This window comes from Achromobacter sp. ES-001, assembly GCF_019448355.1.
GTDB lineage: Bacteria > Pseudomonadota > Gammaproteobacteria > Burkholderiales > Burkholderiaceae_B > Achromobacter > Achromobacter spanius_B.
The window spans coordinates 2,016,372-2,041,530 of the sequence record NZ_CP079940.1; the positions used below are offsets into that span (position 1 = coordinate 2,016,372).

Sequence of the window (25,159 nt, forward strand, 5' to 3'; positions counted from 1 at the left end):
CCATGAAACGAGCCCCCGACCCGTTGTTGCTTGACTGCCCCGGCGCCGGCCATCGCCTGGCGTTCGGCCTGCGATGGCTGGTATTGATCGGCTCCGACACGCAGGCCCTTGCGCGCGCGCGTGGGCGCCGGTTGCGCGCCACGCACGTCGTCGTAGGCGGTTCGCCTGCAACGATGGCGGGGTACGGGCGCCTGCGCGGAATGCGGCGTGCACGCGCTGGTGAATGGTGGCGCAATCGCGTAGCCAAACACGTAGACGGCCACGTAGGCAATCGGGCAGCGGACGCCGCGCCTGGTCGCGCGGCCCGCCGTCCTGCAAGGCCCTTCGTCCTGGCTGCCGCGCAGCTTTACGCGCTGCGGTTTCCGTCCGGCGGACACTGCGTCATCGCGCTTCCTGATGGTCGGTACTGGCTGGTCGCGGCTCAGGACGGTGTGGTGCTGTCCCAGGCGGATCGTGTGTTTGTGTCTCACGATGACGCGTTGCAGGCGCAAGCGCGGTTGCAAGAACAACGCCCTGGCTTACCGGCGCACGATCCCGACTCCATCTGGGCTTGCCTCATCAGCGCGGTGGATTCGGGCGCCCGCCTCGCGCCTTTGCCATCGCGCTGGGCGGGCGTGCCGTTTGCACTGCGTCTGTTCCTGCTGTGCGTCGCCATGGCGGCCCTTGCACCGCCGGTTTGGCGGTCTGTTGTCCCTTATGTTCTGTCCCATTGGGCGGCAGCGCCTGCTGAGGATTCCGCGCCACCCGATCCGCGAAGCGCCCATCAGGCTATGTTGGGCGCCCTGACCGCGCATGGGCCGAACGATGTCGCGCGGCTGCTACGCAGTGTGGGACTGTTGCCCATCCAGGTTCAGGGCTGGGCGCTACGCCGCGCGCAGTGCGATGCCGGCGAGGGCGTTTGGCGTTGTGCGGCGGTCTATGCGCGCGCGCACCGTTTCGCGACGAATCAACGCTTGTACGCGCGGCTGCCCGCTGGCTGGCAGGTGTCATTCAAGCCCTTGGACGAGGCCACGTTAGCGTGGCGCGTGGCATCCGAACCTATTCCTCTGACTGCCTTGGCGCTGCCTAGCGGCTTGCATGTCGACACCGAACTGGTGGCCGCATTGCAGCGCTTGCAGCCTGCATTCGCGTCAGTGTCGCTGGCGTCGGCGGTGGCATTGCCGCTGTCGTTGTCGAACGCATCGGTCGTTGGCGCCCAAGTCTCCCCGTCGCAGACCCTCCCGGTATTGCGACGGCGCGCGCTGCGTCTGCAAGGTCCGTTGCGGTCGATCGGCCTTATCCCCGCCGCGCTTGCCCCCGCGCTTACGCCCGCGCGTTGGTCTCGTCTTGTGGTGGACGTCCAAGCACAGGCCAAGCCTACCTTGGTGGCCAGCACGCTGGTTGCCGAACTGCAAGGAGATCTCTATGAACAAGACTAAACCGGGACTTGTCGCCATTGCGTTTGTGGCGCTATGCGGCGGCGGGGCCTCACATGCAACAACGCTGCCGCTTGAAGACGCCCGGCCCTGGCCAGAGGTTGAAACGGTGCAGACCTTGTTGCGTGCCGACGCGGCTGCCGCGCTGGCCGATTGCCGTGTGCCCGGCATCTGCCCGTCGGGCCGCGCGACGGCACAGCCCGACGAGCCCACCGCCCGGCAGGTAGACGCCATCCGCGTGGCGGCCATTTACGGATCTACCCGCCGCCTTAACGTCGACGTCGTTATCAACGGCGCGCTACTGCGCTATCGGGCCGGCCACCAAGCCCCGGTCGCCGGCGCCTACTCTGCGCGCGCTTATCGACTGCTGGCCGTCGAAGGCGCCTGCGTGCATTTGCGCCGCGACGATCTTGACCACACCGCTTGCGTCGATATCGGAGCGGCAACGCCATGATCCCGCGCATTATTCCAAGCCCCTCGCAGCCGCCTCCATTGTTGGGCACCCTCGATGACATCGCGCGGCTGACCCCTGCGCTTGTGCGGGCGCTGGCCCGCGAGTTTGACCTGGCCTCGTTGGCCGGCAGGCTGTGCCCGGTGTTGCTGGACAGTGGCGAGGTGGCCATCTTCGCGGTCAAGGAATATGTCCACGGCGATGCCATCGACGAGTTGCAGCGCATGGTGGCGGCGGCCGGCTACTCCCTGGCCGTGCCCCTGCGTTACCAGTTGCCCGCGCCATTGCTCCTGATGATTGCGCGGGGCCAATTGACAGCGTCCGGCGTGGGCGGATCGGGCGCCGGTCCTCAGGCGGATCGCGCATCTGCCCTGGCCGCGCTGTTCCTGGACATTGTTCGCTGGGGCGTCTTGCAGGGCGCCAGCGATGTGCATATCAACGTCAATCGACGGCGCGAGACCTGCGACATCCGCTACACGATCAACGGCGACTACGTTTCCACGGACCGGTTCGCCGGGTTGTCGAACGACACGCTGCTGGAGGTGCTGGCGGTGGCCTGGATGGACGTGCGCGGCGGCAATGGCGCCGTCTTCGACCCCGCGCTTGAACAGCAAGGGCGGTTGGCCTTTGTGGTCGATGGCATTCCGATCGTGTTGCGATGGGCCTCTCTGGCCGCCGATGCCGGGCCGTCGGTGTGCTTGCGCATCCTGCGCCTGGACGCCACGGCCGACGGCAACCTCCAGACCCTGGGCTACCCGCCCGGGCAAATCGCCACCTTGCTACGCGCCCGTGACCGCGAGGGCGGCGCCATTGTGCTGGCCGGCGTGGTCGGGTCGGGCAAGTCCACGACCATCGCGACCTTGATGCGCGGAATTGACCCCACGCGCAAGGTCATAACGTTGGAAGACCCGGTGGAGTACATCATCGCCAATGCGTTGCAAAACACCTTGGGTGGCGCGTTGGCGGAATCCGCCTGGGCGTCATTCGATGCCAAGTTGAAGACCATCAAGCGCTCGGCCATGAATGATCTGCTGATCGGTGAAATCCGTGACGTCAATACGGGCCGCGCGTTCATGGACCTTGCCAGTTCGGGCATCAGCCTTTACGCCACGACCCATGCGGGCGCGGCCGCCATGATTCCCGAACGCCTTGCTTCGGATGCCATCGGCGTGTCGCGAGATTTCCTGGCCACGCCAGGCATTTTGAAACTACTGGTCTATCAGACGCTGTTGCCGCGTTTGTGTCCCGCGTGCGCGTTGCCGGTGGACAGGCTCTGGCGGGCAACTGATGCCGTTGGGGGCGTCGAAGGCGCCTACGCGGCGTACGACGCGGCGGGTTGGCGGGCGTGGGTGCACGCACTTCAGGGCACCTATCAGTTGGATGCCGGCCAGTTACGGGTCAGGAACGCAGACGGATGTCCGGCGTGCCGACGCCCACAGTTGTCGCAGCTGAACGGCACGTCGGGTCGCTGTGTAGCGGCCGAAATGATCGAGCCCGAGCGCCTGGACGGATTTCTGGACCGCGTGCGCGCCCGTGATAACGCCGGGCTGGACAAGCTGGTACGCGAGGCGGGTTTTCAGTCGGGCACGGAGCCGGAGGCGGCTGGGCAAGACTGGCGGGAATCCGCCACGCGAGGGGCACGCGCGCTGCATTGTGCTCTGCTTAAGGTCAGCACTGGCGAGGTAGACCCGCGCGCGCTGTTGCGGCGTTTCGATGTCCCCATGGGGGCGCCGGCGGCGGCTGTGCGTCAAACCCCGCGAGGCGCCTCATGAACCGACCGCAAACACTTGCTCGCGGGTGGCCGCGAATCACAGGGCAAGGCATGTCGCCATGGTTCGACGCACTAAGGTTTCGGCCTCATCGCGCGGATTATTACGCGTATCTGGCCGATCTTATCGAGGGCACGCAGGGGCGTAAAAGCCTGCGCGACATCTTCGAGGACGATGCGCGCCGCTATGGCCCGGGAACGGTGCGTGGCCGCCTGTCCCGACATTGGGCGTCTTCCTATCAGGAGGAAGGCGGCGACCTTGGTGTTGCATGGTCTGGCACCTTGCCGCTGGACGAATGTCGTCTTGTCAGTTGTGTGCAGGAAGAGGGCGGTGACCTTGCCGCTGCGTTGCGCGATCTTGCCGGGGCCGTCCGCTTGGCGGGGCAAGCGTGGCTGGCTGTCGCCTCTGCCGCTGCCGCGGGAGTGGTCGCGGCCACGGTCGCCTTTGCGTTGCTATGCGCCATTCCTTACTTCACCGTGCCGCGCCTGCAATCGGTCTTCCAGCTGGTGCCGCCGGAAGACTACGGCCGCTTGACGCGCAACCTGTTCGGGCTGGCGGGCGCGCTGGATCAGTGGCTGTTGCTATGGCTGGTGTTGAGCCTGGGCATCGCCTTGCTAAGCCTCTGGTCCTTGCCAAATCTGACCGGCGGCGCCAGAGCCGCTTTGGACCGATGGTTGTTATGGCGCTTGTATCGCGACTTTCAGGCGATTCGCTTTCTGTGCCTGTTGTCTGTGCTGATCCGGCAACGCGGGTCCGCGGACACCCGGCTTCGTCGTGCGCTGTCGGTGCAGGCGGGGGGCGCGTCGCCTTGGCTGCACACGCATCTGCAAGCCATGTTGGACCACATTGATGCGGGCGATAGCGGGCCGGACATCTTCGCCACCGGCATGCTGGACCAGGAAACCTGGTGGTACATGGCCGACATGATGGATGCGTTGGGGCTTGAAGCGGGCTTGGCGCGAGTACGCCAGCGGGTCGAAGCTCGCCTGCTGGCGCGCGTGCGCAGACAGGCGACCGCATTGCGTTGGTCGCTGCTTGTCGCCTCGCTGGCAACGGTATTGGGCATCACGCTTTGGCACTACGGCGTCATTGACGAGTTGCGGCGCGCCCTTACGAATTTTTATGCAAGTCAGTAGCGCGGGGCAGGACTGTACCGAACCACCACTCGCGCACATTTCATCTATCCACGGAGGCAGCGATGCAGCGAATACCCATGAACAGTAAAAACCGGCGTCGATGCCGCATAACGCGGCAGCGGGGCTTTTCCTTGATGGAGGTGTCCATCGTGACCGCCATCGTGTTGTTGATCGCCATCGTCGGGATTCCGGCGATAGGCGCCTATGTCATCGAAAACAAGGTGCCCAAGGTCGGGGAAGAAATTCAGCGTTTCATTGCCAGCATGAAAATCAATGCCCAGGGTGGCGGCGTGACGCCGTACGAGGGGCTGGACACCGGCGCGCTGGCGAATGCGCTGCGCGACTCCAGCGTGCTGGCTGTCGTGGGCAGTGGGGCGTCGGCACGGGTGGTGCACGGTCTGGGCGGCAGCGGAACGGGCCGCAACGGTGTGGTCGAGGTGGCGGCCGCCGCGTCCGGCGGGGGCGGGCTGGGGTCGGCATTCGTCGTCACCCTGACTAACGTCAGCCATGCTGCGTGCCCAGCGCTGGCCTCGGTGTTGCAACGGGTCTCGGAGGCTATCTCCATAGGCGGCGGCACGGGAGCAAAAGTCGTGAAAGACGCGCTGGCCGTTCCCGACGTGCCGTATCGCGCCGCCTTGGCGCAGGCGCAATGCAGCCAGGGTGAAGTCAACACCTTCACTTTCACCGCAAGATGACGCCGCCGCTCTTTGGCAAGGGCGCGCGCGGGTCGCCGCGCGCATGCCAGCCCCAAGGCGGGTTCTCGCTGGTCGGTCTAGCGGTGGCGCTGGCATTGACGTCCATGATTGCGATCTGGGCGTCAAACCAGCTCGTCCAGCGGATCGAAGACGCGGCGGCGCGCTCCACGGGCGTGTGGCTGATGCAGGTCAGACAGGCGATGGCGCAAACGCTTCAGCGCCATTTCGACGCCTTGTCCAAGGGCGGCCCTTTGGTGGGCGAGGGCGGAGCCCCGTTGTTCGCGGACCCGTTTGCACCCACCGTGGCGGAATTGCGCACGCAGGCATATTTGCCCGCTGATTTTCCGGCGCGCACGGCGATGGGATTCGGCGTGCGGGTTCATATCGTGAGACACGACGCGTGCCCCGGCCCGCGCTGCCGGCTTGATGCCCTGGTCTACAGCGACACGCCCGTGCTGAAAAAGGGAACGCATGCGCCGGACCTGGTCGGCATCTCCACGATCATCGACGCCGCGCAAGGGTATGCGGGCGCAGTGTGGCCCGAGGCGCCCGGGCGGGTGCGGGGGCCGGCCTTCAGTTTTCCCAACCCCTTGGCCAACGCCCCGCCCTATGCGGCGGGCACGGTGGCGCTCTGGGCGGGCATCGGCGGACAAGCCGAGACCAGCGTCCAGCCCGTCATGCCGGACCTGACGCCGTACGTAAAGATTGGGGATGCGCGGGACCCCAGCTTGGCGGGGTCGCTCACCGCGGCATCCTCGATCATCGCAGGCGGGTATCTTTCCGTGGGCGCCCGCGCCACGGCCGGCCACGCCTGCAACGTTGGGGTTGGCACCGTGGCGTCATCCCACGAAAGTGAATTGTTGACGTGCCAGTCCGGGGTTTGGCAGCGTGCATCAAGCGGTTTTGGCGGCGCCTACAGCCTCAATCATCCGCGTGGGTGCAGGCATTACACCGGCGTGTCGACGGCCAATCCCGTGACAGGGCAGTGTTCCTGTCCCCCGGGCTTTGCCGGGGTCATCGTGTCCGCGGGCGGAAAATGGACGGAAACGGAAGGGTGGACGACGGGATATGTGTGTGTCAGATAGGGCAGCCGGACCGGCCTTTTCCGCGCTTTCGCGCTAACCCTCTATAATCAAAGATTCGCCTAAATCTGCGTCATCCACGATGAAATCCTCCGAGATTCGCCGCCAGTTTCTGCAATTCTTCAAGTCGAAGGGGCACACCATTGTCCCGTCGTCCTCGCTCGTTCCCGGCAACGATCCGACCCTGCTTTTCACCAATTCGGGCATGGTCCAGTTCAAGGACGTGTTCACGGGCAAGGAATCGCGGTCGTACACGCGGGCCACGTCCTCGCAGCGCAGCGTGCGCGCGGGCGGCAAGCATAACGATCTGGAGAACGTGGGCTACACCGCCCGGCACCATACGTTCTTCGAAATGCTGGGTAACTTCAGCTTTGGCGACTACTTCAAGCGCGACGCCATCCAGTACGCCTGGGAGCTGCTGACGCAGGTCTACAAGCTGCCGGCCGAAAAGCTCTGGGTCACCGTCTATCAGGAAGACGACGAGGCCTACGACATCTGGGCCAATGAAGTGGGCGTGCCGCCCGAGCGCATCGTGCGCATCGGCGACAACAAGGGCGCGCGCTACGCGTCGGACAACTTCTGGCAGATGGCCGACACCGGCCCCTGCGGCCCTTGCTCGGAGATCTTCTTCGACCACGGCCCGGACGTCTGGGGTGGCCCTCCGGGATCGCCCGAAGAAGACGGCGACCGCTACATCGAAATCTGGAACCTGGTTTTCATGCAGTTCGAGCGCGACGCCGAAGGCAATATGCCGCGTCTGCCGCGCCCCTGTGTCGATACCGGCATGGGGCTGGAGCGCATCGCCGCCGTTTTGCAAGGCGTGCATTCCAACTATGAAATCGACCTGTTCCAAAAGCTGATCCACGCCGCCGCGCGCGAAACGGGCGTGCAGGACCTCGAGAACAACTCGCTGAAGGTCATCGCGGACCACATCCGTGCCTGCTCGTTCCTGATCGTCGACGGCGTGATCCCCAGCAACGAAGGTCGGGGCTACGTGCTGCGCCGCATCGTGCGTCGCGCCTTGCGCCACGGCTACAAGCTGGGCCAGACCAAGCCGTTCTTCCACCGCCTGGTGCCCGATCTGGTCGCCGAAATGGGTGAAGCCTATCCGGAATTGGCCAACATGGCCGACCGCGTGGCGCAGGTGCTCAAGCAGGAAGAAGAGCGTTTCGGCGAAACGCTGGAACACGGTATGCGCATCCTGGACACGGCCTTGGCCAATGTGCCCAAGGGTGGCGTGCTGGACGGCACGACGCTGTTCACCCTGTACGACACCTACGGCTTTCCCGTCGACCTGACCGCCGACATCTGCCGCGAACGCGAAGTCGAAGTCGACATGGCGGGTTTTGAAGTGTCGATGGAACGCCAGCGGGATCAGGCGCGCGCCGCCGGCAAGTTCAAGATGGCCGAAGGCCTGAGCTACGAAGGCGCCGAAACGCGCTTCGAAGGCTACGAAAAGCTGGAGCTCGACAACGTCAAGGTCACGGCCCTGTACGTGGACGGCACGCAGGTCCAGCAGGTGCAGGCTGGCCAGAATGCCGTCGTGGTGCTGGACGCCACGCCGTTTTACGCTGAATCCGGCGGCCAGGTCGGCGATACCGGCTTGCTGGAAGCCGACGGCGTACGATTTGCCGTCGCCGACACCCTGAAGATTCAAAACGGTGTGTTCGGTCACCACGGAGTGCTGGAAGCGGGTTCGTTGTCGGTAGGCACGACGCTGCTGGCGCGCGTGGACGCCGTGCGCCGCGCGCGTACCGTGCGCAACCACTCGGCCACCCACTTGATGCACAAGGCCTTGCGCCAGGTGCTGGGCGCGCACGTGCAGCAGCGCGGTTCGCTGGTCGATGCCGACAAGACCCGCTTCGACTTCGCACAAGATGCGCCGATGACCGCCGAGCAGATCGCGCGCGTCGAAGCCATCGTCAACGCTGAAGTGTTGGCCAACCATCCCACCGTTGCCCAGGTCATGGCATACGATGACGCCGTCAAGGGCGGCGCCATGGCGCTGTTCGGCGAGAAATACGGCGATACGGTGCGCGTGCTGGATATCGGCTTCTCGCGCGAGCTTTGCGGTGGCACGCACGTCAGCCGCACCGGCGACATCGGTCTGTTCAAGATCGTGTCCGAAGGGGGCGTGGCGGCGGGTGTGCGCCGTATCGAAGCCATTACCGGCGACAACGCGCTGGCCTGGGTGCAGAACCAGAACGCCTTGCTGACCCAGATCGCCGGCATGCTGCGCAGCACGCCGGCCGACGTGCCGGCGCGTATCGCGCAGGTGCAGGATCAGATCAAGGCGCTTGAGAAAGACCTTGAGCAGTCCCGCAACAAGCTGGCGGCCAGTGCCGGCAACGACCTGGCGACCAGCGCCGCTGTCGACGTCAAGGGCATCAAGGTCCTGGCCGCCAGCATTGGCGACGTGGACCCGAAGGCCCTGCGTGGCATGGTCGACAACCTGAAAGACCGCCTGAAGCCGGCTGTCGTGCTGCTTGCCACCGGCTCGGCCGACGGCAAGATCAGCGTGGTGGGCGGCGTCACCGCCGACCTGACCGACCGCATCAAGGCGGGCGACCTGGTTGGCTTCGTTGCCAGCCAGGTGGGGGGCAAGGGCGGCGGACGTCCGGACATGGCCATGGGGGGCGGCACCGACCTGGCCGCCTTGCCGGCCGCCATCGCCGGCGTGCAAAAGTGGGTGGACGAGCGTCTCTGATGAGCAGCGCGGATACCGGTGTCGACGCCGGCGCGCAAGCGCCGGCTTTCGAACACGAGATCGATGCCAGCGGCCTGACGTGCCCGCTGCCCATCCTGCGCGCCAAGAAGGCGTTGGCGCAGATGGCCAGCGGCGAAGTTCTGCGCGTTGTCACCACCGACCGCAATGCAATCCGCGACTTTCAGGCGTTTGCCCGTCAAACCGGCAATACGCTGGTCGCGCAGCACGAGGCCGAGGGGCGCGGCGTGCATTACCTGCGCCGCCGATAGCCGGCGCAGGCGTTTATTCGGAGATTGCGCCGCACGCAAGCGGCAATTGAGTCCTCTGTCCGCCACTCGCTACGCTACCCGCTATCCGGCACGCACCGGCAAAGAAAAGGCCCGCTTGCATCAAGCGGGCCTTTTCTTTGCCGGTGCTCGGTTTATTTGTGGATGGCCGCGGCCACGGCTTGGGTAATCGTGAAATCCACCAAGTCGCCTTCCTTGAGCTGTTGCAGGCGCGCTTGCAAGGCGGGGTCTTTGACCTGGATCGTGCGCATGCCGCCCTGCGGCCCCTTCAGCGTGACCAGGTTGGCGCTTTTGTTGATGTGCCAGATCTCGGCGGTGATGGTGGTTTGGCGGCCCACTGCGCCGCCCGGCTTGGCGCCGTCGGCGCTGCGTGTCGCCGCCGTTTCAGTCTTGACTTCGGGGGCGCCCGAACCCGCTGGGCGCACATCCACCCCCACGGATTCGTAGTAGTCCAAGGTCAGCATGTCGCCCGGTTTGATCTGCTGGAAGTTGCGGACCTCGGGGCCGGCGACGACCTCGACCGTATTGCCGTTGTTGCCTTGCAAGGTAATGGCGCGCGTGGCCGGGTCCACGGCGGTGACCTTGCCCGTAGCGGTGGTCATCGCCGCGCCGACGATGCGGGCAGAAGCGGCGATGGGCATCGCCAGCGTGCCTAGCAATAGGCCGGTCAAGGCCAGGCGAGCGACGGGTTTGAAGACGGATGTCGGGTTCTTCATGGTGTGGCACCCTCCGAGAGAGGAAGTGTGGGGGAAAAAACACGAACGAACAGGCGTAACGATGCCGGAAGGAGTAAATCCGTCGTCAGGATGAAGATTGGAAAACAGGGGAAATGCCGCGCCGAAGGGGCACAGCGAAAGGCAGGCAAACGGGGGGTCTGGCGTAGGACGACATAAATCCGATCTCTCCAACCGGTTATTTCTTCAAACGCACTAAGGTGATTCGCAGGAAATACGGGCGAAAGCGCGGCCAGGCGGCTACACTTTGGCCTGCGGCGGGCTTCGGCCCGTTTTGTAGAATACCCGGATGCGGTGTTTTACGATACAAATTGCGCCGCCCCGACTGATTCAGCACCTGCATTTGCCAGCTGGCTTGTTTAAGTGCTAGAATTTCCCGTTTTTCACAACTAATTCAAGGGATTACCTATGGTGGTGATTCGCCTGGCCCGCGGTGGGTCCAAGAAGCGTCCGTTTTACAACCTGGTGGCCACCGATTCGCGTAACCGTCGCGACGGCCGCTTCATCGAGCGCGTGGGTTTCTACAACCCCGTAGCTAGCGAAGGCACGGAAAACCTGCGCATTGCGCTGGATCGCGTGCAGTACTGGACCGGCAATGGCGCCCAACTGTCGCCCGCCGTCGAGCGTCTGGTCAAGGACTACTCGGCTAAGGTTTCCGCCGCAGCTTAATTGCCTGCGTCGTACAACCGAACCGTTAGTTCAGCTGTAAAGCTACCATTCTTAGCTGTTTCATAATTACCAAGAGCACGATACATGTCTGATGCCGCAACCTCTAACGCGGCGCCTACGGATTTGATCGAGCTGGGCCGCATCACTGCAGCCTACGGTGTGAAAGGCTGGGTTAAGGTGCAGCCTCATTCGGCCAATGCCGAAGTGCTGCTCTCAGCATCTCAATGGTGGTTGACTCGCCCTGTGCCTGAATTGGCGCGGGGCGCTGTCGCGTCTGCGCCTGTCGCAATCAAGGTATTGCAATCCCGTTCACAGGGCGCCACAGTGGTGGCCCAGCTGGCGGGTATTGCGGACCGCGATCAGGCCGAAGCCTTGCGCGGATATTCCGTCCAGGCGCCGCGCGGTTCTTTTCCCGCGCCCAAAGAAGACGAATACTACTGGGTCGACCTCATCGGCTGCGCGCTGTATACCAGCGCCGACGGTGAACCCACGCTGATTGGTGTGGTGGACGAAGTCCTTGATAACGGCGCTCATGCCGTTTTGAAGGTCTTGTGCCAGAAGGTTGGAGCCGAAGGGCCCGAACCTATTCTGAACGCCAAGGGCCGACCCGCCGAAATGCTCGTTCCGTTCGTACGTGCGCACATCCACGCCGTCGATTTGGCTGCTCGCCGCATTGACAGCGACTGGCCGGCGGATCTTTGATGCGATTCGACGTCATTACGCTCTTTCCCGAAATGTTCGGGGTGGTGCGCGATTTAGGTGTCACCGGCCGGGCGCATGCCCAGGGCCGGTGGTCCCTTCATGCGTGGAATCCTCGCGATTTCACGCAGGACGTCCATCGCACGGTGGACGACCGCCCCTACGGCGGCGGCCCCGGAATGGTGATGATGGCAGCGCCACTGGAAGCTGCCGTCAACGCCGCCCAGGAGGCGCGCGCCGCGCAAGGTCTGGGCCGTGCCCCCGTGGCGCTACTGGCTCCGGTCGGCCAGCGCTATAACCAGGCGGGCGCCGAAACCCTGGCTGCCAGCGACGGCATCATCTTGATTTGCGGCCGCTACGAAGGCGTTGACCAGCGCTTCATTGAACGTTGCGTTACGCACGAGATTTCGCTGGGCGACTTTGTTCTGTCCGGCGGCGAAATAGCCGCGCTTGCCGTCATCGACGCCGCTGTGCGGCTGTTGCCTGGTGTGCTGAACGACGGCGATTCCGCATTGCAGGACTCGTTCAACGACACCTTGTCCGGTCTGCTGGACAGCCCCCATTACACGCGCCCGGAAGTCTACGAGGGCGAATCCGTGCCCGCGCCGCTACTAAGCGGCCATCACGCGAACATCGCCCGCTGGCGGCGAGAGCGTTCGCTGGCATTGACGGCCTCGCGCCGCCCGGAGCTGGTTGAATCCGCGCGCGCCAAGGGCTGGCTTAACAAGGCGGACGAGCGCTACCTGGCCGAGTTGGCCGGCACGTACGACCCCACAGCCGATGCACCCAAGCGCCGGCGCAGGTCCGCCGCATCTCCCTCCAAAAAATCCGAAGCGCCCGACGCGTCCTGAGCATTTCGCTTCCGCGTCCCGGCGTGTTGCCGCCATCTTCGGCTGCTCCTATCCGCTGTCCGGCACCCGTCCACAACCGCTAGGGATGTTCCTAGGTTGTGAGCTTTTGGCGTGCTCCTTAGTATTGAAAATTACACCACCGTGAAATTTTCACATGAGCAGATCCGAGCCTGGCGGCTCGCGTTCGACGCGGACCGCCCTTGATAGCCATCCCGAGTCGTCGCCTGCGTCGAAGGCCTTGCCGGCCGATCGGCCCGAGTCCGCCGTGGACTTATGGCTGGGCCAACAGCTGCGGCAGCTGCGTAAAGAGCAAGGCCGTTCACTGGCTGAAGTGGCGCGTGCCTGCGGCATGTCCTTGGGCTTGCTCAGTCAGATCGAACGCGGCCTGAGTTCCGCTTCCGTCAAGGTGCTGCACCTGCTGGCGCGTGAATTTCATGTCTCGGTCAATTCGCTGCTGCGCAATGCCGAGCCGACGCAGGGCGAAGATGGGGGCCGGGTGGCGCGAGCCGGCACGCACCGCTTCATTGACCTTAGTGAAAAAGGCATCAGCAAAGAGATGTACACGCCGCCGGCCTGCCGCAGCATGGACCTTTGCCGCGCCAGCATCGAGCCCGGCGGCTCCACCGGCAACGAGCTGTTCGTGACGGGGCAGGGCGAGCAGATCGGTGTTGTGCTGAAGGGGTCACTGGAATTGTGGGTGGGCGATCGCGTGGTCCTGCTCAATGAGGGCGACAGCTTTTGTTATGCCAGCAGCACGCCGCGACGCTGGCGCAATCCCGGCTCGCAGACGACCGAGGTCATCTGGGCCATTTCCAACATCACACCAGCCGCGGGGGACGACACGCAACAGGCGCCATAAGCGCGCAGCAGCCACATCCGCGCGACGACACTGGGGATTGTCGCGCCACCGGACACGCAGGGCGTTGCCCGGACTTCTTTGCCACGATGAGGAAATGTCATGAAATTCAAGACTCTTGTTGTCTCTGTATTTGCAGCATTGTCCATGGTCGCGGGCGCGCAAGCCCAAACGGTGTTGAAGGTGGGGTCCACGCCCACCGGCAGTCCTTTTACGTTTCTGGACACCAAAGCCAATAGCATCGAAGGCGTGATGGTGGACATCGTGAAGGCTGTGGGCAAAGAGGCCGGCTTCGAGGTTCAGATCGAACCCATGGCGTTTTCCGCATTGATTGGGTCACTGACATCCAAGCGCATCGATATCGTGTCGGCCGCAATGTTCATCACTCCGCAGCGCCAACAAGTCGTGAGCTTTTCCGAACCGGTCTATCGCTATGGCGAAGGACTGATGGTGCTTAAGACCGACAACAAGGAATACAAGTCGTTCGCGGACATGAAGGGCATGACCGTTGGCGTGCAGGTGGGGACGGCGTTTGTCGAACCCATCCAGAAGAGCGGTGTGTTCAAGGAAGTGAAGCTGTACGACAATCCGCCGGACATGATGCGCGACGCCAACGCCGGCCGCATCCAGGGCGGGTTCATGGACTACCCGATCGCCGCCTACATCCTGACGCAAGGCAACTACCCCAATCTGAAGATGGCACAAGCCTATCAACCTACCGTGATGGGTAGCCTGGGCCTGGCCACGCGCAAGGAAGATACCGCGCTGTTGGAACGCATCAATAAAGCGCTGGCCAAGCTCAAGGCCGACGGCGCCATCGACGCCATCTTGAAAAAGTGGGGGCTGTCCGGCGCATAACGCCGGCTGCTTGCAGGCAACCAACGTTTTAGCAACTGCCAAGCTGACGCGCGTGCGTGCGCGTCGGCGGGCGGGACGCATCCCGCGTCCCTGCTGGCGGTCGAGCCTGGGTGGATGAGGTCATGACGGAATTCTTCAACGACGCGGCGGAGTACCTGCCGATATTGCTGCAAGGCGCCAAGCTGACGATCCTGGTCACGCTCGGTTCGCTGGCGCTGTCCACGGTGCTGGGCCTGGTGTGGGCGCTGATGCGCGTCTCGGGCAATAAAATCCTGTCCAAGATCAGCGGCGGGGTGATCAACCTGCTGCGCGGTATCCCGATTATCGTGCTGCTGTTCTACATCTATTTCGTGATGCCGGACATGGGGGTCTCGTTGACCGCCGTGCAGGCGGCCATCATTGGTCTGGGCGTCGCGTATTCCGCGTATCAGGCCGAGAATTTCCGCGCCGGTATCCAGGCCATCGACCGCGGTCAGATCGAAGCGGCGATGGCGATGGGCATGAGCTGGAGCATGACGATGCGGCGCGTGGTCTTGCCGCAGGCCGTCAAGATCGTGCTGCCGCCGTACGGCAACATCATGATCATGATGTTGAAAGATTCGTCACAGGCGTCGACGATCACGGTGGCCGAGCTTGCGCTGCAAGGCAAGCTGATTGCGGTCTCCACCTTCAAGAACGCGACCGTCTTTTCGCTGGTGGCGCTGATGTACCTGGTGATGTGCGTGCCGTTGATCCTGCTGGTGCGTCACCTGGAAAAAAGGAGCGCCACCAAATGATCGAACTGCAAGGAGTGCGCAAGAGCTTTGGCTCGCTTGAGGTGTTGAAGGGTATCGACGCCGAAGTCCGCAAGGGCGAAGTGGTCTGCGTAATCGGCCCGTCCGGTTCGGGTAAGTCCACGATCCTGCGCTGCATCAACGGGCTGGAGCGCTATAACGCCGGCCGCATCACCGTGGATGGTGAACTCGTCGATGCCGACGCGGCGTCCATCGTGTCGATTCGCACGCAGGTGGCGATGGTGTTTCAACGCTTCAACTTATTCCCGCATCGCACCGCGCTGGAAAACGTGATTGAAGGGCCCATCTTCGTCAAAAAGGAGCCCCGCGCTCAGGTGATGGAACGCGGGCGCGAATTGCTGGCCAGCGTAGGCCTGGCGGACAAGGCCGACGCACATCCCAATCAACTGTCCGGCGGCCAGCAGCAGCGCGTGGCCATCGCGCGGGCGTTGGCGATGCAGCCCAAGGCCATTCTGTTCGATGAGCCCACGTCCGCCTTGGACCCTGAACTGGTCGGCGATGTGTTGGGCGTGATGCGCAAGCTGGCGGAAGCGGGCATGACGATGGTGGTCGTCACGCATGAAATGAGCTTTGCCCGCGAGGTCGCGGACCGCGTCATGTTCTTCGATGGCGGCGTCATGGTAGAGCAGGGCGCCGCCCGCGAAGTGCTGAATCATCCGCAGCATCCCCGGACGCAGGACTTCCTGCACCGCGTGCTGCATCCCATGTAAGGAACCGTCATGCCGCAAGCGCCGTTTCCCCTCTCTCCGTCCTTATGGGCCGCCACTGCGGCGCCGCCGCCTCCGACCGAGCCGTTGACCGCGTCGACGCAAGCCGACGTGTTGGTGATAGGCGGTGGCTACGCCGGGTTAAGCACGGCCTTGCACCTGGCCGAGCGGGGCGTGAAGACCATCGTGCTGGAGGCTCGCGAGATCGGCTTCGGCGGGTCCGGGCGTAATGGCGGTCAGGTGATTCCCGGACTGAAATACGACCCGGACGATTTGATCTCAATGTTCGGACACGACAAGGGCGAGCGGCTGTTGCGGTTTGCCGGTGCGACGGCCGATTCAGTCTTCAACCTGATCGACCGTCATGCGATGGACGTGCCGCATGTGCGCAAGGGGTGGATCCAGGGCGCGCACACCGCCGAGGCCTTGCGCATAGCGCATGGCCGCGCGGCGCAATGGGCCCGCCACGGCGTGGACGCCCAGCCGCTCGATCAGGATCAGGTCGCACGCCTGCTGGGCACGGACCGCTACCTGGGCGGCTGGGTCGATAACCGGGCGGGGGCGGTGCAGCCCTTGAGCTATGTGCGTGGCCTGGCACGCGCCGCGTTGAACGCGGGCGCGCTGATCCACACGGAAACGCCGGTCACGGGCTTGAAGCGCGACGGCGGCAAGTGGACAGCCACGACGGCACGCGGTGCAAGCGTGATGGCGGATCGCGTCGTCATGTGCACGAACGCTTACGGTGGCGACCTGCTGCCCGGCCTGAAGACGTCCATCATCGATGCCAACACCTTCCAGGTGGCGACGGCGCCGCTACCGGAATCGGTGCGCGCGGGCATCTTTCCCGAAGGCCATGTCACGTCCGATACGCGCAACCTGCTGCTGTACTTCCGTCTGGACCATCAGGGCCGCCTGTTGATGGGCGGACGCGGGCCGTTTCGTGAACCCAAGGGGCCGCAGGATTGGGCGCACCTGGAACGCGTGATGTTCAAGATGTTCCCGCAGGTGGCCGGCACGCCGTTTGAATACCGCTGGTGCGGGCGCGTGGCCATCACGCGCGATTACCTGCCGCATTTGCACGAGCCGCAGCCTGGCCTGCTCGTGGATATCGGCTGCCAGGGGCGCGGGGTGGGTCTGCAAACCAGCATGGGGCGCGCGATGGCGCAGTACGTGGCCACGGGCGACGCAACCGCGCTGCCGGTGCCTTTGTCACCGGTGGTGCCGTTTCCGCTCTACGGTTTGCGCCGACTGTACGTGAACGCGGTGGTCACGTGGTATCGCATGACGGACGGGGGCGTGTAAGCGTAGGCCACCGGCCAAGCAGAAAAAAACCCCGGAACGCGTTCCGGGGTTTTTGTTTGGCGGGCGTTTTGGCCAGAACCGATCAGGTTCAGTCCGCCAGCTTGGCACGCTGTTCGCGCACCTTTTGCAGGGTTTCGCCAAACTGCGCCATGCGCGCCTTTTCCTGCTCGACAACGGCTGCGGGTGCGCGTTCGACAAAGCTGGCGTTGGACAACTTGCCGTTGGCCTTGGCGATCTCGCCTTCCAGACGCGCGATTTCCTTGTCCAGACGGATGCGTTCGGCGGCCACGTCGATCTCAACGTGCAGCATCAGGCGGCTGGCACCCACCACCTGGACCGGTGCGCCGGCGTCGGGCAGGGTGTCCAGCACGTCCACCTGGCTCAGCTTGGCCAGCGCGGCAAGGTAAGGCGCGTTGCGCTTGAGCACGGGCGCATCGCCCTGGGCGCACAGCGGCACCTTCTGGGCGGGCGACAGGTTCATTTCGCCGCGCAATGCGCGCACGGCCTCGACCTGCGCCTTCAGCTCGGCCACGTCGGCTTCGGCCGCGGCGTCCACGGCAGCCAGATTGGCTTGCGGATACGGCTGCACGCTGACGCTGTCGGCAACGCCTTCCTTGCGCTTGCCCGCCACCACCGACACCTTCTGCCACAGCTCTTCGGTGATGAACGGAATGATCGGATGGGCCAGGCGCAACACGCATTCCAGCACACGGATCAGCGTGCGGCGCGTACCCAGTTGCTGGGCCGGCGTGCCGGTCTGGATCTGGACCTTGGCCAGTTCCAGGTACCAGTCGCAGTATTCGTCCCAGACAAAGCGGTACAGCGAGTTGGCGATATTGTCGAAGCGGTAGTCGGCAAAGCCGCGCGCCACGTCGGCTTCCAGCGTTTGCATCTGGCTGATGATCCAGCGGTCGACAAACGAGGTTTCGCCCGCGTCGGAACCCGTCAGGTCATGGCCTTCGGTGTTCATCAGCACGAAGCGCGTGGCGTTCCACAGCTTGTTGCAGAAGTTGCGATACCCCTCGCAACGCTTCAGGTCGAAATTGATGTTGCGGCCCAGCGTGGCGTAGGCGGCCATCGTGAAGCGCAGCGCGTCGGTGCCGAACGCCGGAATGCCGTCCGGGTACTGGCGGCGCGTTGCCTTTTCGATGGCGCCGGCCTGCTTGGGGTTCATCAGGCCGTAGGTACGCTTGGTGACCAGACCGTCCAGGTCGATGCCGTCGATCAGGTCGACCGGGTCCAGCGTGTTGCCCTTGGACTTGCTCATCTTCTGGCCGTCGGCATCGCGGATCAGGCCGTGCACATAGACGTGCTTGAACGGAATCTGGCCCGTCATGTGCGTGGTCAGCATGACCATGCGCGCGACCCAGAAGAAAATGATGTCGAAGCCGGTAACCAGCACGCTGGACGGCAGGTAGCGTTCCAGGTCGGGCGTTTTTTCAGGCCAGCCCAGCGTCGTGAAGGGCACCAGGCCCGACGAGAACCAGGTGTCCAGCACGTCAGGATCGCGCTTGAGATCGCCTGTGACGCCTGCGGCGCGTGCCTGCTCGATGGCGCCGGCTTCGTCGTGTGCAACGAAGATCTGGCCGTCTTCCGAATACCACGCCGGAATCTGGTGGCCCCACCACAGCTGGCGCGAGATGCACCAGTCCTGGATGTTGTTCAGCCACTGGTTGTAGATGGTGGTCCAGTTGTCCGGGTAGAACTTGATGCGGCCATCGGCCACCACTTCAAGGGCCACTTCGGTGATGCTCTTGCCCGGGTTCAGCGTGCCTTCGGGCGCGGGCTTGCTCATGGCCACGAACCATTGGTCGGTCAGCATGGGTTCCAGGACGACGCCGGTGCGGTCGCCCTTGGGCTGCATCATTTTGTGCGGTTCGACCTTGACCAGATAACCTTCGGCATCCAGCTGCGCAACGACTGCCTTGCGGGCTTCGTAGCGTTCCAGGCCCTGGAACTGCTTGGGGCCGTTTTCGTTGATGTGCGCGTCCAGCGTGAAGATCACGATCAAGGGAAGATCGTGGCGCATCGCGCAGGCATAGTCGTTGAAGTCGTGCGCGCCGGTGATCTTCACGCAGCCCGTGCCGAATTCCGGGTCAACGAAATCGTCGGCGATGATCGGGATGTTGCGGTCGCACAGCGGCAGCTCGACTTCCTTGCCGACCAGGTGCTGGTAGCGCGGGTCGTCCGGGTGCACGCACAGCGCGCCGTCGGCCAGCATCGTTTCCGGGCGGGTCGTGGCGATGGTCATGCCGCGCAGCGTGACGGTCTGGCCGTCTTTGTCGACGATGGTTTGCGGGCCGTCCACGAAGGGATAGAGGATGTGCCACATGTGGCCCTCGGTCTCTTCGGACTGCACTTCCAGGTCGGACACGGCGGTCAGCAGTTTCGGGTCCCAGTTGACCAGGCGCTTGCCCCGGTAGATCAGGCCCTGTTTATGCAGGCGCACGAAGGTCTCGACCACGCCTCGCGACATGCGGTCGTCCATGGTGAAATACTCGCGCGGCCAGTCAGCCGAGGCGCCCAGGCGACGCACCTGTTCGGTAATGGCGTTGCCCGACTTTTCCTTCCATTCCCAGACTTTTTCCACGAATTTTTCGCGGCCGAGGTCATGGCGCGAAATCTTCTGGGCATCCAGCTGTCTTTCAACAACGATCTGCGTGGCGATGCCGGCGTGGTCGGTGCCGGGAATGAACACCGTGTCGTCGCCGGACATGCGGCGATACCGCACCAGCCCGTCCATGATGGTCTGGTTGAACGCATGGCCCATGTGCAGCGTGCCCGTGACGTTGGGCGGCGGGAACTGGATGACATAGGGCTGGCTTTCTGTCCCCGTTTTTACGTGCTGACCCGCCGTGAAATATCCGCGCTTTTCCCATTCGGCGTACCAGCGCGATTCCAGTTCAGAAGGTTCGAAGCTCTTGGAGAGTTCCGGGGCGTCGCTCGCGGGGTTCGCGGCGGTGGGGGGAGCAGCTTGAGTCATTACAGGGTTCCGGCAGACAGGGCGCCCGGCGTAGGGATACGGGCAGCAAACCGCTCATTTTAAGATGTAATGCGGTCTTCTCAGCGTGTTAGAATACCGGGTTACTGTAAACCTTTTAGAAGTCCCTGAATTCATTGAGGATTCCTTCAGAAATGTGCGCTTAAAAGCTCCCGTTTCGGTATCCTCGGTAAGAATCCACGGCACGTCCGATCGGTGGCCAGTGTCGAATCCCTGCCTTGGCAAGCGGTTCGGGCCGGCCCGGAATGTTCAACGACATCGTTCAAACACGCCGGACCGCCCGCGCGCCCATCGCGCGATGACACTTCAAGGGTGACACCGACAAGTGCAGAGCCACGCCAGGCAATTCATCAGAAACCAGTCAGAAATCAGCTTTCGGAGTTCCTAATGTCCATCCAACGCACCCTCTCGATCATCAAGCCCGACGCCGTCGCCAAGAACGTCATCGGCCAGATCGTCGGCCGCTTCGAGCAAGCCGGCCTGAAGGTCATCGCTGCCCGCCTGGCGCAACTGTCGCGCGCCGATGCCGAGCGTTTCTACGCCGTGCACAAGGAACGCCCCTTCTTCAAGGACCTGGTCGATTTCATGATCTCGGGCCCCGTGTTCGTGCAAGTGCTGGAAGGTGAAGATGCCATCCAGAAGAACCGCGACCTGATGGGCGCCACGGACCCGAAGAAGGCTGAAGCCGGCACCATCCGCGCCGACTTCGCCGACAGCATCGACGCCAACGCCGTGCACGGCTCCGACGCTCCGGAAACGGCTGCCGTTGAAGTCGCTTTCTTCTTCCCCGAAATCAACATCCACAGCCGTTGATTTTCGCGTAAGCACTGAATTAGTTTTTTAGCGTTACCCAGGTCATGGAATCCGTCGAACGAATCAATCTGCTGGGGCTGGATGGCTCCGCCCTGTCCGAACTTGTCGGGCAGTGGGGCGGCAAGCCGTTTCGCGCCCGCCAGCTGCAGCGCTGGATGCACCAGCGCGGCGCCGATTCGTTCGACGCCATGACCGACCTGGCTCGCGAATTCCGCAGCCAGCTCGCGTCCAACTGCCGTATCGAGGCCTTGCCCGTCAATATCGAGCAACGCTCGACCGACGGCACGCGCAAGTGGCTGTTCGACGTGGGGCAGGGCAATGCCATCGAAACCGTCTTCATCCCCGAAGACGATCGCGGCACCCTATGTATTTCCAGCCAGGCCGGCTGCGTGGTCAATTGCCGCTTTTGCTCGACCGGGCATCAGGGCTTTAACCGCAACCTGAAAACCAGCGAAATCATCGGCCAGCTGTGGTGGGCCAAGCGTGTGCTGGAAGCCGATATCGGCACCGCCCGCCTGGAAAGCGCCAAGGCTACCGAAGATACGCGCGTCATCAGCAACGTGGTCATGATGGGCATGGGCGAACCCTTGCTTAATTACGACCAGGTCCTGCCGGCGCTGCGCCTGATGCTGGACGACAACGCCTACGGCCTGTCGCGTCGCCGCGTCACGGTTTCCTCCTCGGGCGTGGTCCCCATGATGGACCGCCTGTCGCAAGACTGTCCGGTGGCGCTGGCGGTGTCGCTGCACGCGCCCAACGATGCGCTGCGCGACGAACTGGTGCCGCTGAACAAGAAGTACCCGCTGAAAGAGTTGCTGGCGGCTTGCGAGCGCTATCTGGCGTTTGCGCCCCGTGACTTCATCACCTTTGAATACTGCATGCTGGACGGCATCAACGATACCGACCAGCACGCCAAGGAACTGATCCAAATTGCACGCCAGCTGCGCTGCAAGCTCAATCTGATTCCGTTCAACCCCTTCCCCGAGTCGGGCCTGAAGCGTTCCAACTCCGCCCGCGTGAAGGTATTTGCGCAGCGGCTGATGGACGCCGGCATCATCACGACCGTGCGCAAGACCCGGGGCGACGACATCGATGCAGCTTGTGGTCAATTGGCCGGAGAAGTGCGCGATCGCACTCGGATTACCGAGCGCAACGCCGCACAGCGCCAGACCATACCAATTAAACAGGTGCATGCATGACGCAGGAATTCGCTTCTGCAGTTTCTGAAACGCCCGCCGGTTCCGCGGGCAATATCGGCTCGGCATTGCGCGCGCTGCGACAGTCCAAGGGTTGGTCCCTGGACGAGGTGTCCAGCCGGATCAAGTTCTCCACGAAGCAGATCGAAGCCCTTGAAAACGAAGCGTGGGCAGACTTGCCTACCGGCGTTTCCCTGCGCGGGCTGGTCCGCAACTATGCGCGTTTGCTGGGTGCCGATTCCCAGGCCATCGTCGACTCGCTTGACCCGAAGGCCCGCGTTACCGGCCCCGTCAAGCTGAGCCCGGGCGCCCTGCATTCGGCGCATTCCATTCCCCAATCCAGTGCTGACGACGAGCGTTCGTCGTCCACGTCCTGGGGCTGGTTGATCGCCATTGTGCTGGTGCTGGCCGCCGGCGTGGCGTACGCCTTCTGGCAAGGCTGGTTGCCGCAGCAGTGGCTGCCGTTCGACTGGCTGCCCAAGCCCACCAAGTAAACCGGTTCCACCGATGCAAGATTCCTCTCTGCCTTGCCACGATGCGCCGCCTCCCTCTGTGGGGGCCGCCATGCGCCGCGCCACCCGTTCGGTGGCGGTGAAGTGGGGTGATCGCGTCGTCATGGTTGGCGGCGATGCCCCGGTCGTGGTGCAGTCCATGACCAACACCGATACCGCCGACGCCATCGCCACGGCGATCCAGGTCAAGGAACTGGCGCAGGCCGGTTCCGAGCTGGTGCGTATCACCGTCAACACGCCCGAGGCGGCCCGCGAAGTGGTCGCCATCCGCGAACAGCTGGACCGCATGGGCGTGAACGTGCCGCTGGTCGGCGACTTCCATTACAACGGCCACAAGCTGCTGACGCAGTTCCCGGAATGCGCGCAAGCGCTGTCCAAGTACCGGATCAACCCCGGCAACATGGGTGGCGGCAAGCGACGCGACGACAACTTCGCGCAGATGATCGAAGTGGCTTGCCGTTACGACAAGCCGGTGCGCATCGGCGTGAACTGGGGCAGCCTGGATCACGAACTGATGGCGCGCAAGATGGACGAAAACAGCCGTCGCGCGCAACCCTGGGAGGCCCAGGCCGTGATGCGTGACGCGCTGGTCGTGTCGGCCATCAGCAATGCCCAGCGTGCCGAGGAATTGGGCTTGCGCCGCGATGCGATCATCCTGTCGTGCAAGGTCAGCCATGTCCAGGACTTGATTGCCGTTTACCGCGACCTGTCCGCCCGCTGCGATTATCCGCTGCACCTGGGCCTGACCGAAGCCGGCATGGGCAGCAAGGGCATCGTGGCCTCCACCGCCGCGCTGGCCGTGCTGCTGCAGCAAGGCATTGGCGACACCATCCGCATTTCGTTGACGCCGGAACCCGGCGGCGACCGCAGCCGCGAAGCCATCGTGGCGCAAGAAATCCTGCAGACCATGGGCCTGCGCGCGTTCACCCCCATGGTGGTCGCATGCCCCGGCTGTGGCCGCACCAGCAGCACGTTCTTCCAGGAACTTGCCGACAGCATCCAGTCCTACCTGCGTCGTCAGATGCCGGTCTGGAAGTCGCAATATCCGGGCGTCGAAAGCATGAACGTCGCGGTCATGGGCTGTGTGGTCAATGGGCCGGGCGAAAGCCGCCATGCCGATATCGGTATCAGTCTGCCGGGAACGGGCGAAGTGCCCGCGGCGCCGGTATTCGTGGATGGCGAACGCACGGTCACCCTCAAAGGCGACCATATCGCCGAAGAGTTTCAGGCCATCGTCGAAGACTACGTGGCGCGCCGTTACGGCGTGCTCGCCTCTCATTAAAAGAAAGGGTGTAGCCGCAAACGCGCCGGCAGGCGCGTGATGCGGCATGATCAAGATGACTCAAGCTTTCCAGAAAGTCGCCGCCATACGCGGCATGAATGACGTGTTGCCCGGGCCGAGCGCCCGCTGGGAACAATTCGAGGAAATCGTGCGCGGCTGGCTGCGCGGCTACGGCTATCGCAACGTGCGTACGCCCGTGCTTGAGCATACGCGCCTGTTCACGCGCGGCATCGGCGAAGTGACCGACATCGTCGAAAAAGAGATGTACACGTTCACCGATGCGCTGAATGGCGAGTCGCTGACGATGCGCCCTGAAATGACGGCCGGCATCGTGCGCGCCTCCATCGAGCACAACCTGCTCTATGACCGCCCGCAACGCGTTTATTCGATCGGCCCGGTTTTCCGCCACGAACGCCCGCAGCGCGGCCGTTACCGCCAGTTCCACCAGATCGACGTCGAAGCCCTGGGCTTTGTCGGCCCCGACGTGGATGCCGAACTTATCGTCATGCTGGCCCGCCTGTGGAAGCTGCTGGGTCTGAAGGACGTGCGCCTTGAACTCAATTCGCTGGGTCAGCCCGCCGAACGCGCCGCGCACCGCGCCGCGCTGATCGAGCACCTGGAAAAGCACCGCGACATTCTGGACGAAGACGGCCAGCGCCGCTTGTACACGAACCCGCTGCGCGTGCTGGATACGAAGAATCCGACCATGCAGGAAATGGCCAACAGCGCGCCGCGCCTGTTCGATTTCCTGGGCGACGAATCGCGCGCGCACTTCGAAGGCGTTTGCCAGCGCTTGACGGAAGCCGGCATTGAATACAGCCTGAATCCGCGCCTGGTGCGCGGGCTGGACTACTACAACCTGACCGTGTTCGAGTGGGTCACCGATCGCCTCGGCTCCCAGGGCACGGTGTGCGGCGGTGGTCGTTACGACGGTTTGATTGAACTGCTGGGCGGCAAGCCCGCTCCCGCAGTCGGCTTTGCCATCGGCATGGAACGCCTGCTGGACCTCTGGGAACAGAGCGTTCAGTTGGACGCCCCTGCCGAATGCGACGTGTACGTGGTGCATCAGGGCGAAGACGCGCAGCGCCTGGCGGCCCGTGTGGGGGAGTCGCTGCGCGATGCCGGCCTGTCCGTGATCGTGCATGCCGGTTCGGCCGGCTTCAAGTCGCAATTCAAGCGCGCTGATGCCAGTGGCGCCCGCGTTGCGGTTATTCTTGGCGCCGACGAAGTCGCATCGCAGACCGCCAGCGTCAAATATTTGCGTGCGGATGCCCAAGGCGACGCGGCGCAGCAGCAGGTCCCGCTTGCGGATCTGGCTGCGGTACTGAACAACAAGGGTTAAG

23 protein-coding genes are annotated in these 25,159 nt (G+C 63.8%); 21 read left to right on the forward strand and 2 right to left on the reverse strand.

Translation table 11 applies throughout. From position 1 onward, the window contains the following. Positions 1-2 precede the first annotated feature (2 nt). From KYT87_RS09015 to KYT87_RS09050, 8 genes are all read left to right on the forward strand, one after another. On the forward strand, positions 3-1,418 hold the full coding sequence (locus tag KYT87_RS09015) for a hypothetical protein (protein ID WP_255594021.1): 1,416 nt from the start codon (positions 3-5) through the stop codon (positions 1,416-1,418). Next, positions 1,405-1,869, forward strand: coding sequence for a hypothetical protein (locus KYT87_RS09020; protein ID WP_120154628.1), 465 nt, complete (start codon positions 1,405-1,407; stop codon positions 1,867-1,869). Before KYT87_RS09015 ends, KYT87_RS09020 begins: the two co-directional genes overlap by 14 nt. Then, entirely contained in the window at positions 1,866-3,638 is a 1,773-nt protein-coding gene (locus KYT87_RS09025) for an ATPase, T2SS/T4P/T4SS family (protein ID WP_219992039.1), read from the forward strand. The genes KYT87_RS09020 and KYT87_RS09025 overlap by 4 nt, the downstream gene beginning before the upstream one ends. A gap of 50 nt (positions 3,639-3,688) precedes the next feature. Next, positions 3,689-4,771 (forward strand): general secretion pathway protein, encoded by a 1,083-nt coding sequence (locus KYT87_RS09030; protein WP_219992040.1) that lies wholly within the window; start codon positions 3,689-3,691, stop codon positions 4,769-4,771. Positions 4,772-4,905: 134 nt separating this feature from the next. After that, positions 4,906-5,466, forward strand: coding sequence for a type 4 pilus major pilin (locus KYT87_RS09035; protein WP_240434059.1), 561 nt, complete (start codon positions 4,906-4,908; stop codon positions 5,464-5,466). Next, positions 5,463-6,551 (forward strand): type II secretion system protein J, encoded by a 1,089-nt coding sequence (locus KYT87_RS09040; RefSeq protein WP_255594022.1) that lies wholly within the window; start codon positions 5,463-5,465, stop codon positions 6,549-6,551. The genes KYT87_RS09035 and KYT87_RS09040 overlap by 4 nt, the downstream gene beginning before the upstream one ends. Positions 6,552-6,630: 79 nt before the next feature. Beyond that, positions 6,631-9,255, forward strand: coding sequence for an alanine--tRNA ligase (gene alaS / locus KYT87_RS09045; RefSeq protein WP_046803697.1), 2,625 nt, complete (start codon positions 6,631-6,633; stop codon positions 9,253-9,255). Continuing rightward, positions 9,255-9,524 carry a sulfurtransferase TusA family protein gene (locus tag KYT87_RS09050; RefSeq protein WP_046803696.1) on the forward strand — a complete coding sequence of 90 codons (270 nt, stop codon included), beginning with the start codon at positions 9,255-9,257 and terminating at the stop codon, positions 9,522-9,524. Before alaS ends, KYT87_RS09050 begins: the two co-directional genes overlap by 1 nt. A 152-nt stretch (positions 9,525-9,676) precedes the next feature. Here KYT87_RS09050 and KYT87_RS09055 read toward each other — a convergent pair whose 3' ends face one another. Beyond that, positions 9,677-10,258 (reverse strand): hypothetical protein, encoded by a 582-nt coding sequence (locus KYT87_RS09055; RefSeq protein ID WP_046803695.1) that lies wholly within the window; start codon positions 10,256-10,258, stop codon positions 9,677-9,679. Positions 10,259-10,684: 426 nt separating this feature from the next. On the opposite strand from KYT87_RS09055, the gene rpsP reads away from it, so the two are divergent. The 8 genes from rpsP (at position 10,685) to KYT87_RS09095 (ending at position 17,012) form a co-directional block, all read left to right on the forward strand. Then, positions 10,685-10,945 carry a 30S ribosomal protein S16 gene (gene rpsP, locus KYT87_RS09060; RefSeq protein ID WP_006218566.1) on the forward strand — a complete coding sequence of 87 codons (261 nt, stop codon included), beginning with the start codon at positions 10,685-10,687 and terminating at the stop codon, positions 10,943-10,945. Positions 10,946-11,029: 84 nt separating this feature from the next. Next, positions 11,030-11,647 carry a ribosome maturation factor RimM gene (gene rimM / locus KYT87_RS09065; protein WP_046803694.1) on the forward strand — a complete coding sequence of 206 codons (618 nt, stop codon included), beginning with the start codon at positions 11,030-11,032 and terminating at the stop codon, positions 11,645-11,647. Beyond that, positions 11,647-12,495 carry a tRNA (guanosine(37)-N1)-methyltransferase TrmD gene (gene trmD, locus KYT87_RS09070; protein ID WP_219992041.1) on the forward strand — a complete coding sequence of 283 codons (849 nt, stop codon included), beginning with the start codon at positions 11,647-11,649 and terminating at the stop codon, positions 12,493-12,495. Before rimM ends, trmD begins: the two co-directional genes overlap by 1 nt. 154 nt (positions 12,496-12,649) lie before the next feature. Then, complete coding sequence (locus tag KYT87_RS09075; protein ID WP_046803692.1) at positions 12,650-13,354, forward strand: helix-turn-helix domain-containing protein; 705 nt, start codon at positions 12,650-12,652, stop codon at positions 13,352-13,354. Between the two features lie 99 nt (positions 13,355-13,453). Beyond that, a complete protein-coding gene (locus KYT87_RS09080) occupies positions 13,454-14,209 on the forward strand; it encodes an ABC transporter substrate-binding protein (RefSeq protein ID WP_219992042.1) in 756 nt (251 codons plus the stop codon). A 122-nt stretch (positions 14,210-14,331) separates the two neighbouring features. Further along, positions 14,332-14,985 (forward strand): amino acid ABC transporter permease, encoded by a 654-nt coding sequence (locus KYT87_RS09085; protein WP_046803690.1) that lies wholly within the window; start codon positions 14,332-14,334, stop codon positions 14,983-14,985. Continuing rightward, entirely contained in the window at positions 14,982-15,713 is a 732-nt protein-coding gene (locus tag KYT87_RS09090; protein WP_046803689.1) for an amino acid ABC transporter ATP-binding protein, read from the forward strand. Before KYT87_RS09085 ends, KYT87_RS09090 begins: the two co-directional genes overlap by 4 nt. A gap of 9 nt (positions 15,714-15,722) precedes the next feature. Beyond that, positions 15,723-17,012, forward strand: coding sequence for an FAD-binding oxidoreductase (locus KYT87_RS09095; RefSeq protein ID WP_104145708.1), 1,290 nt, complete (start codon positions 15,723-15,725; stop codon positions 17,010-17,012). A gap of 88 nt (positions 17,013-17,100) precedes the next feature. Here KYT87_RS09095 and KYT87_RS09100 read toward each other — a convergent pair whose 3' ends face one another. Further along, positions 17,101-19,995, reverse strand: coding sequence for a valine--tRNA ligase (locus KYT87_RS09100; protein WP_219992043.1), 2,895 nt, complete (start codon positions 19,993-19,995; stop codon positions 17,101-17,103). A 405-nt stretch (positions 19,996-20,400) separates the two neighbouring features. On the opposite strand from KYT87_RS09100, the gene ndk reads away from it, so the two are divergent. From ndk to hisS, 5 genes are read left to right on the forward strand one after another with little or no spacing between them, the layout of a single operon-like run. Beyond that, positions 20,401-20,826, forward strand: a complete 426-nt coding sequence (ndk, locus tag KYT87_RS09105; RefSeq protein WP_006218576.1) for a nucleoside-diphosphate kinase — start codon at positions 20,401-20,403, stop codon at positions 20,824-20,826. A 44-nt stretch (positions 20,827-20,870) separates the two neighbouring features. Continuing rightward, entirely contained in the window at positions 20,871-22,025 is a 1,155-nt protein-coding gene (rlmN, locus tag KYT87_RS09110) for a 23S rRNA (adenine(2503)-C(2))-methyltransferase RlmN (RefSeq protein ID WP_219992044.1), read from the forward strand. After that, on the forward strand, positions 22,022-22,516 hold the full coding sequence (locus KYT87_RS09115; RefSeq protein WP_046803685.1) for a helix-turn-helix transcriptional regulator: 495 nt from the start codon (positions 22,022-22,024) through the stop codon (positions 22,514-22,516). Before rlmN ends, KYT87_RS09115 begins: the two co-directional genes overlap by 4 nt. A 13-nt stretch (positions 22,517-22,529) precedes the next feature. Beyond that, positions 22,530-23,816, forward strand: a complete 1,287-nt coding sequence (gene ispG / locus KYT87_RS09120) for a flavodoxin-dependent (E)-4-hydroxy-3-methylbut-2-enyl-diphosphate synthase (protein WP_046803684.1) — start codon at positions 22,530-22,532, stop codon at positions 23,814-23,816. Positions 23,817-23,871: 55 nt separating this feature from the next. Beyond that, the gene (hisS, locus tag KYT87_RS09125; protein ID WP_219992618.1) at positions 23,872-25,158 is read left to right on the forward strand and encodes a histidine--tRNA ligase; all 1,287 of its coding nucleotides are present in this window, start codon (positions 23,872-23,874) and stop codon (positions 25,156-25,158) included. The last annotated feature ends 1 nt before the right edge of the window (position 25,159 follow it).